Genomic DNA, 6000 nt, shown 5'->3' with positions numbered 1-6000 from the left:
ATGAAGCACTGGTGCTCAATGACGCCACCAGTCACATCAAACACGATAGTCACCTGACGGTGGATAATGACCAGTTTAGCCATATCAAAAATAACCAACACCTAACGGTCGAGGGCGAAAGCCGCGATAATGTGACTAAAGATAGCAGTCTAGAGGTTGGCGGTTCATTGCAGCATAAAGTAGCGCGAGTGACTGCTATTCAAACTGGGCGCGAAATCAGCCTTAAAGCGGGAACCAAAATTGTAGTAGAGGCAGGAGCCGAAGTGACCTTAAAAGCAGGAGGTAGTTTCGTCAAAGTCGATGCCGGTGGCGTGCATCTCGTTGGCCCTGCAATTAACCTCAACTCTGGCGGAAGCGCTGGCAGCGGTAGTGCTTATAGTGGGCAGCCAGCCATGTTGGCAAATACATTGATTGATATGAAAGCTCCGGCCGAATTGCAAGCGAGTGCAGTTAGCGCGACCATGCAAAGTGGGCAAGCCAATGTGATCACGCATTTTGAGGCCGCTGCCACACAATCCGCTGCGCAGAAATCATCTGCATCTCCACAAAAGCAATCAGAAGCAAAGGCCGAAGAAAAGAGCGCTCAGGAAAAGAGCCAAAAAGAGGATGCACAAAACGAAGATAAAGCGTCACTACTACAATCGGATTTGCTGAAACCTTCAGATGAGTTGGAAAAGTTAGCGAAGAAACAAGCCAGCGCTTTCAGAAAAGGCAACAGTGGTGAAGAAGTGAGCTTGATTCAGCAAGCGTTAATCAAAATGAAATTTGATTTGCAAGCCGATGGTGATTTCGGTAATAAAACCAAAACGGCCATCGAGCAGTTCCAAAGAAGTTATCAACCCAGTCATCAAACGCATCCGTCATACAGCATTGGCCCCGTTGATGGTATTGTTGGCCAAGGGACACTACTTGCACTGGATGAGGCGTTGATGGATGGTTGGGTTTATCTTCTTATTACCAAGGATATGTTAAATGCTGTATGCCCTAATTCAGGTGATAACAAGGAATTATTAGATTCATTAAATAAATACTGTCCTAAATATGAAATAGATACGCCCATTAGGATTGCGCATTTTCTATCTCAAATTGCTCATGAAAGTGGATGTTTTAGTAGTTTGATAGAAGGAAGTAACTATAGCCATATGGCGGCGAAAATAAAGTTTTCAAAATATAAGCATTATGTTGATTCATTGAAGCCTGGTTCGAAAAATAAATTTATAAGAGAAGACAATCCAGCAAGATGTAAACAGCCTGATTTGTTCAACTTTGTTTACTCAAATAGCAATGGTAATGGAGATGAAAAGTCCGGCGATGGATATACATATAGAGGTAGAGGGATCATTCAAATCACAGGGAAAGACAAATATTCTAAATTTACAAGTGTACATAATGGTAATAATCCTGATGACCCTCAAAACTTTATTATTAATCCCGATCTGGTTTCTGAAAATATTAATTATTCAGTTGAGTCGGCTTGTATTTATTGGCGAGGTTGGGGAGCACTATCTAAAAAATTCAACGCTAATGGTGATATAAATATATTAATTGAAAATGCACCGAATGATGTTGAGTTAGTTAGCCAAGCGGTAAATGGTGGTCGTTATGGGCACTCTAATGGTTTAGATGACCGCATTGGAAAATTTAATAAAATAAAAAATAAATTAGGGTTGTGATTTTATGAAAAAATTTTCGTATCTTCTTTTGTTAATGCTGTGTTCCAGTATGGTTAAAGCTAGTGATGGAAACGTTGGTGATTTAATCGCATCATCTTATCTTGAAACTCAAAATAAGATGATAAAAGATTTTCAAGGAGATGGATTTGAAATTTCTTTCGAGAACGAGAGCATAGCCAAAAGTGTAGGTATCAATGATGGTAGCCTTACCAGTTTTATAACGATTTCTGGCAAACGAAGCATACTCTTTAAACAAAAGGATTTTAATCCATATGGACAAGATGTATTTGTTTTTTCGTGTAAGGCACCAGATAGTAACGTGAGAGTCTTTATTCAGACTAGATATGCAAGTTCTGATAATATAGCACCTTGGTTTATTCAGTTTACACCGTACATATTTACTCTTGAAGCTGGTTTAGTAAGAAGATTATATGATTTTGAAAATGAATATTTTTATGGTGATGATTACTTTTCTAGAAGAATTATTGATGATGAGAAATTAATAATTAAATATCCATTCTATACCAATGATAAGGTCATAGAGAGGTTGTTTGAATCTAAATTGTGTGTCGCGAATAATGATTAAAATACAGTAGTAATCATATAGTGGGTTAAAATATCTTACGTCGTTTTTGAAGACCTTATTAAATTAAAAGTTTTTTAAATAAATGATGAAATTTAAAAGAGCCAGCATAGCTAGGCTCTTTATTTAAACCAATTCTAAAAAATACAATGCTTAGCGAAGTCGCCGGCTTCATTGGCTGTCCAATCACCTTTCGGCTTATCTTCCATATCTTTGCACCAAGCAGTGCTGCCAATTTGAGATTGGAAAATGCAGAACTTGGCGAAGTCGACAGCGCTTTGCGCGCTCCACTCATTTTTGGGTTTCTCTTTCATCTCGTTACACCAAGACTCGCTGCCTACGTCAGAGCAAGCGGCTAGTGAAATTAACGAGACTAATACTAATGCGATTTTCTTCATAATGGCTTCCAAGTAAGCACGATTTCTTTAATAAAAACTATAGCGAAAATGTTGCTCTAAGTGTTAGCAAAGAGCAAAAAATAAAATCACTAATGACAAAATAGTCAGTGATTGGCTTCACTATTTTTCTCTGTTTTTCCATTCAATCGGCGATCTAACTCACATTATTATTTTTACCTTAGTGCAATTAAAAATCCCTCAGCTAGGATTCATCGAAACGTTTCGATGATGTTTTATTGAACTATCTACTCACGTGAAAGGGCGATGTTCAAAGATATCCGAACCCCAATGTTGAAGGTATAACAATGAAAAAAAGTACCCTACTTAATGCTGATCTTTCTTATCTTGTTGCCACGTTAGGTCATACCGATGAAATCACGATCTGTGATGCAGGTTTACCGATCTCAGATGAGGTTCAACGAATTGATTTAGCGTTGACACATGGCATTCCGAGTTTCTTAGAGACTGTCCGCGTGATTTTGTCTGAATCACAAATCGAAGGGGTGGTGATGGCGAAAGAGTTTGCTGAGGTTAGTCCTGATCACCATAAAGCATTACTCAACGAATTACGTATGGAAGAAGAAAGTTGTGAGAAGTCAATTCGCATTACTTACCTCTCACATGAAGAATTTAAAGATCGAACTCTGCACAGTCGTGCAGTTGTGAGAACTGGAGAATGCACGCCTTATGCAAACGTTATTTTCCAAGCCGGCGTAGTTTTCTAACTCTCGATTGAGGACGAATCATGACTCAAGCAATTTTATCGCTCACGGATATCGAAAAAGCGTTTCCTGGAGTTAAGGCTCTTGATAAAGCGAGCCTGAACGTCTACCCAGGTCGTGTTATGGCCTTAATGGGAGAAAACGGTGCAGGTAAGTCAACGTTAATGAAGGTTTTGACGGGCATCTATTCACTTGATGCAGGCAGTATCGCTTACCAAGGCAAACCTGCTGCGTTTAAAGGTCCCCGCGATTCTCAGCATGCGGGTATCAGTATTATTCACCAAGAGCTGAATTTGATTCCTGAATTGACCATTGCTGAAAACATCTTTCTAGGCAGAGAGATGACCAGTGCGATGGGACGAATTCTATGGAATGAAATGTATCAAGCTGCAGACAAGCTATTGGCACGCTTAAACGTTAAGCACAGTTCAAAAGCTTTACTAGGTGATTTAAGCCTTGGTGAGCAACAGATGGTGGAAATTGCAAAAGCGCTCTCATTCGAGTCGAAAGTGATCATCATGGATGAGCCGACCGATGCACTGACCGATACCGAAACTGAATCGCTGTTTAATGTGATTAATGAGCTGCGCGAACAAGGTTGCGGCATTGTTTATATCTCCCATCGCTTAAAAGAAATCTTCGAAATTTGTGATGATATTACGGTGTTACGTGACGGAAAATTTATTGGTCAATGCAAAGTGTCCGATACCGATGAAGATGGCCTAATTGAAATGATGGTAGGGCGTAAACTTGAAGAGCAATACCCACGCATTGAGGTTAAGCATGGTGAAACCTGCCTTGAAGTGATCGGCCTGACGGGATCTGGAGTGCACGATATCAGTTTTACTTTAAAACGTGGTGAGATTTTAGGGGTGTCGGGTTTGATGGGGGCTGGACGCACAGAACTGATGAAAGTGATTTACGGTGCGCTGCCGAGTGAACGTGGCGTGATTAACCTCGACAACAAAACCATCAACCCTGTTAGCCCTCAAGATGGTTTAGCTAACGGTATTGCTTATATTTCTGAAGACCGAAAAGGCGATGGTTTAGTGCTTGGCCTATCGGTGAAAGAGAATATGTCTCTGTGTGCGCTAAATAAATTTTCTAAAGGGATGCAAATTCAGCATGGCGAAGAAGCCATTGCAGTAGAAGATTTCATGCGTTTATTTAATATAAAAACCCCGTCACGTAATCAAATTATCGGCAATTTGTCTGGTGGTAACCAACAAAAAGTTGCGATAGCTAAAGGCTTGATGACACGCCCTAAGGTCTTGATTTTAGATGAACCGACTCGCGGAGTTGATGTCGGTGCTAAAAAAGAAATTTATCAACTCATTAACCAATTTAAAGCCGAAGGGATGAGCATCATTTTGGTGTCTTCAGAAATGCCAGAAGTGTTAGGAATGAGTGACCGCATTATGGTGATGCATGAAGGGCGAATCAGCGGTGAGTTTGATGCCAAAGAGGCCAACCAAGAAAACTTACTCGCCTGTGCAGTAGGAAAAAAGATTAACGAGGAAGCAGCATGAGCAGCAACAGCATGAATACATCGACTCCATCAAGCGGCAGGAAATTGCTGAGTAAAGAGTGGCTTATTGAGCAAAAATCTCTGATTGCTTTGCTTTTCTTAGTGGTTGTCGTTTCTTTTTTAAACCCTAACTTTTTTACGCTCGACAATATTTTGAATATTTTGCGTCAGACATCCGTCAACGCCATTATCGCGGTGGGGATGACTTTGGTTATTCTAACTGCGGGTATTGATTTGAGTGTCGGCTCGGTCTTGGCGTTATGCGGTGCTTTCGCTGCAACCATGATAGGTCTTGAAATTCCGGTCATTATTGCGGTTCCTACAGCGTTGCTTGCTGGCGCGGCATTGGGCGCGATTAGCGGCATCATTATTGCGAAAGGTAAGGTTCAGGCTTTCATCGCTACATTGGTAACCATGACATTACTGCGTGGTGTGACCATGGTCTATACCGATGGTCGCCCTATCTCTACAGGTTTTACTGATACCGCAGATGCTTTTGCGTGGTTTGGTACAGGTTATGCGTTGGGTATTCCGGTTCCAGTATGGATGATGGTCGTGGTGTTTGCGGCAGTTTGGTATTTACTTAACCATACGCGTTTTGGCCGCTATGTTTACGCACTTGGTGGTAATGAATCGGCAACACGTTTATCTGGTATCAATGTCGATCGCGTTAAAATTGGTGTTTATGCCATCTGTGGTTTACTGGCGGCATTAGCTGGCATCATCGTTACTTCTCGCCTTTCTTCTGCTCAGCCAACGGCGGGTATGGGCTACGAATTAGATGCTATTGCTGCGGTTGTTTTGGGTGGCACTAGCTTGATGGGAGGAAAAGGTCGCATTATGGGAACCTTGATTGGTGCGCTGATCATTGGTTTCTTAAATAACGCGCTTAACCTTCTCGATGTTTCTTCTTACTACCAGATGATAGCGAAAGCAGTGGTCATTCTTCTGGCAGTATTGGTGGATAATAAAAATAAATAGCAACATCCCCTTATGGATTGGGCACGTTCGCAAAGTATGCGTAAGTGCCTAAACCTTTGGGACAAAACCTCGATGCCAAGCAACCAGTTGCCCAGTATCGGCCCCTACAAAAAGG

Annotated in this window: 6 protein-coding genes; 5 read left to right on the top strand and 1 reads right to left on the bottom strand. The window is 41.3% G+C overall.

All coding sequences use genetic code 11. From position 1 onward, the window contains the following. Both HGG78_RS11570 and HGG78_RS11565 read left to right on the top strand, forming a co-directional pair. Window positions 1–1673: bacteriophage T4 gp5 trimerisation domain-containing protein (locus HGG78_RS11570; protein ID WP_172532956.1), on the top strand; the 1673-nt coding region annotated here is incomplete at its 5' end. A 4-nt stretch (window positions 1674–1677) separates the two neighbouring features. Continuing rightward, a complete protein-coding gene (locus HGG78_RS11565; RefSeq protein ID WP_172532955.1) occupies window positions 1678–2259 on the top strand; it encodes a hypothetical protein in 582 nt (193 codons plus the stop codon). Window positions 2260–2393: 134 nt separating this feature from the next. Here HGG78_RS11565 and HGG78_RS11560 read toward each other — a convergent pair whose 3' ends face one another. Continuing rightward, window positions 2394–2654 carry a DUF3012 domain-containing protein gene (locus HGG78_RS11560; protein WP_053311172.1) on the bottom strand — a complete coding sequence of 87 codons (261 nt, stop codon included), beginning with the start codon at window positions 2652–2654 and terminating at the stop codon, window positions 2394–2396. 305 nt (window positions 2655–2959) lie between these two features. On the opposite strand from HGG78_RS11560, the gene rbsD reads away from it, so the two are divergent. Genes rbsD through rbsC form a run of 3 tightly spaced genes read left to right on the top strand, consistent with a single transcriptional unit; the run spans window position 2960 to window position 5885 of the window. After that, the gene (gene rbsD / locus HGG78_RS11555; protein WP_172532954.1) at window positions 2960–3379 is read left to right on the top strand and encodes a D-ribose pyranase; all 420 of its coding nucleotides are present in this window, start codon (window positions 2960–2962) and stop codon (window positions 3377–3379) included. A gap of 20 nt (window positions 3380–3399) precedes the next feature. After that, window positions 3400–4905 (top strand): ribose ABC transporter ATP-binding protein RbsA, encoded by a 1506-nt coding sequence (gene rbsA / locus HGG78_RS11550; RefSeq protein ID WP_172532953.1) that lies wholly within the window; start codon window positions 3400–3402, stop codon window positions 4903–4905. Next, complete coding sequence (gene rbsC / locus HGG78_RS11545; protein ID WP_053311169.1) at window positions 4902–5885, top strand: ribose ABC transporter permease; 984 nt, start codon at window positions 4902–4904, stop codon at window positions 5883–5885. The genes rbsA and rbsC overlap by 4 nt, the downstream gene beginning before the upstream one ends. The last annotated feature ends 115 nt before the right edge of the window (window positions 5886–6000 follow it).

Origin of the sequence: Vibrio aestuarianus (genome assembly GCF_012395185.1) — a bacterium.
Classification (GTDB): Bacteria; Pseudomonadota; Gammaproteobacteria; order Enterobacterales; family Vibrionaceae; genus Vibrio; species Vibrio aestuarianus.
The sequence above is the reverse complement of the archived record's forward strand: the minus strand, read 5'-3'. Positions and strand labels throughout refer to the sequence as shown.

Coding starts and splice junctions, on each gene's coding strand:
- HGG78_RS11565 (WP_172532955.1), top strand. CDS start 1,678: ATGAAAAAATTTTCGTATCTTCTTTTGTTAATGCTGTGTTCCAGTATG.
- HGG78_RS11560 (WP_053311172.1), bottom strand. CDS start 2,654: ATGAAGAAAATCGCATTAGTATTAGTCTCGTTAATTTCACTAGCCGCT.
- rbsD (WP_172532954.1), top strand. CDS start 2,960: ATGAAAAAAAGTACCCTACTTAATGCTGATCTTTCTTATCTTGTTGCC.
- rbsA (WP_172532953.1), top strand. CDS start 3,400: ATGACTCAAGCAATTTTATCGCTCACGGATATCGAAAAAGCGTTTCCT.
- rbsC (WP_053311169.1), top strand. CDS start 4,902: ATGAGCAGCAACAGCATGAATACATCGACTCCATCAAGCGGCAGGAAA.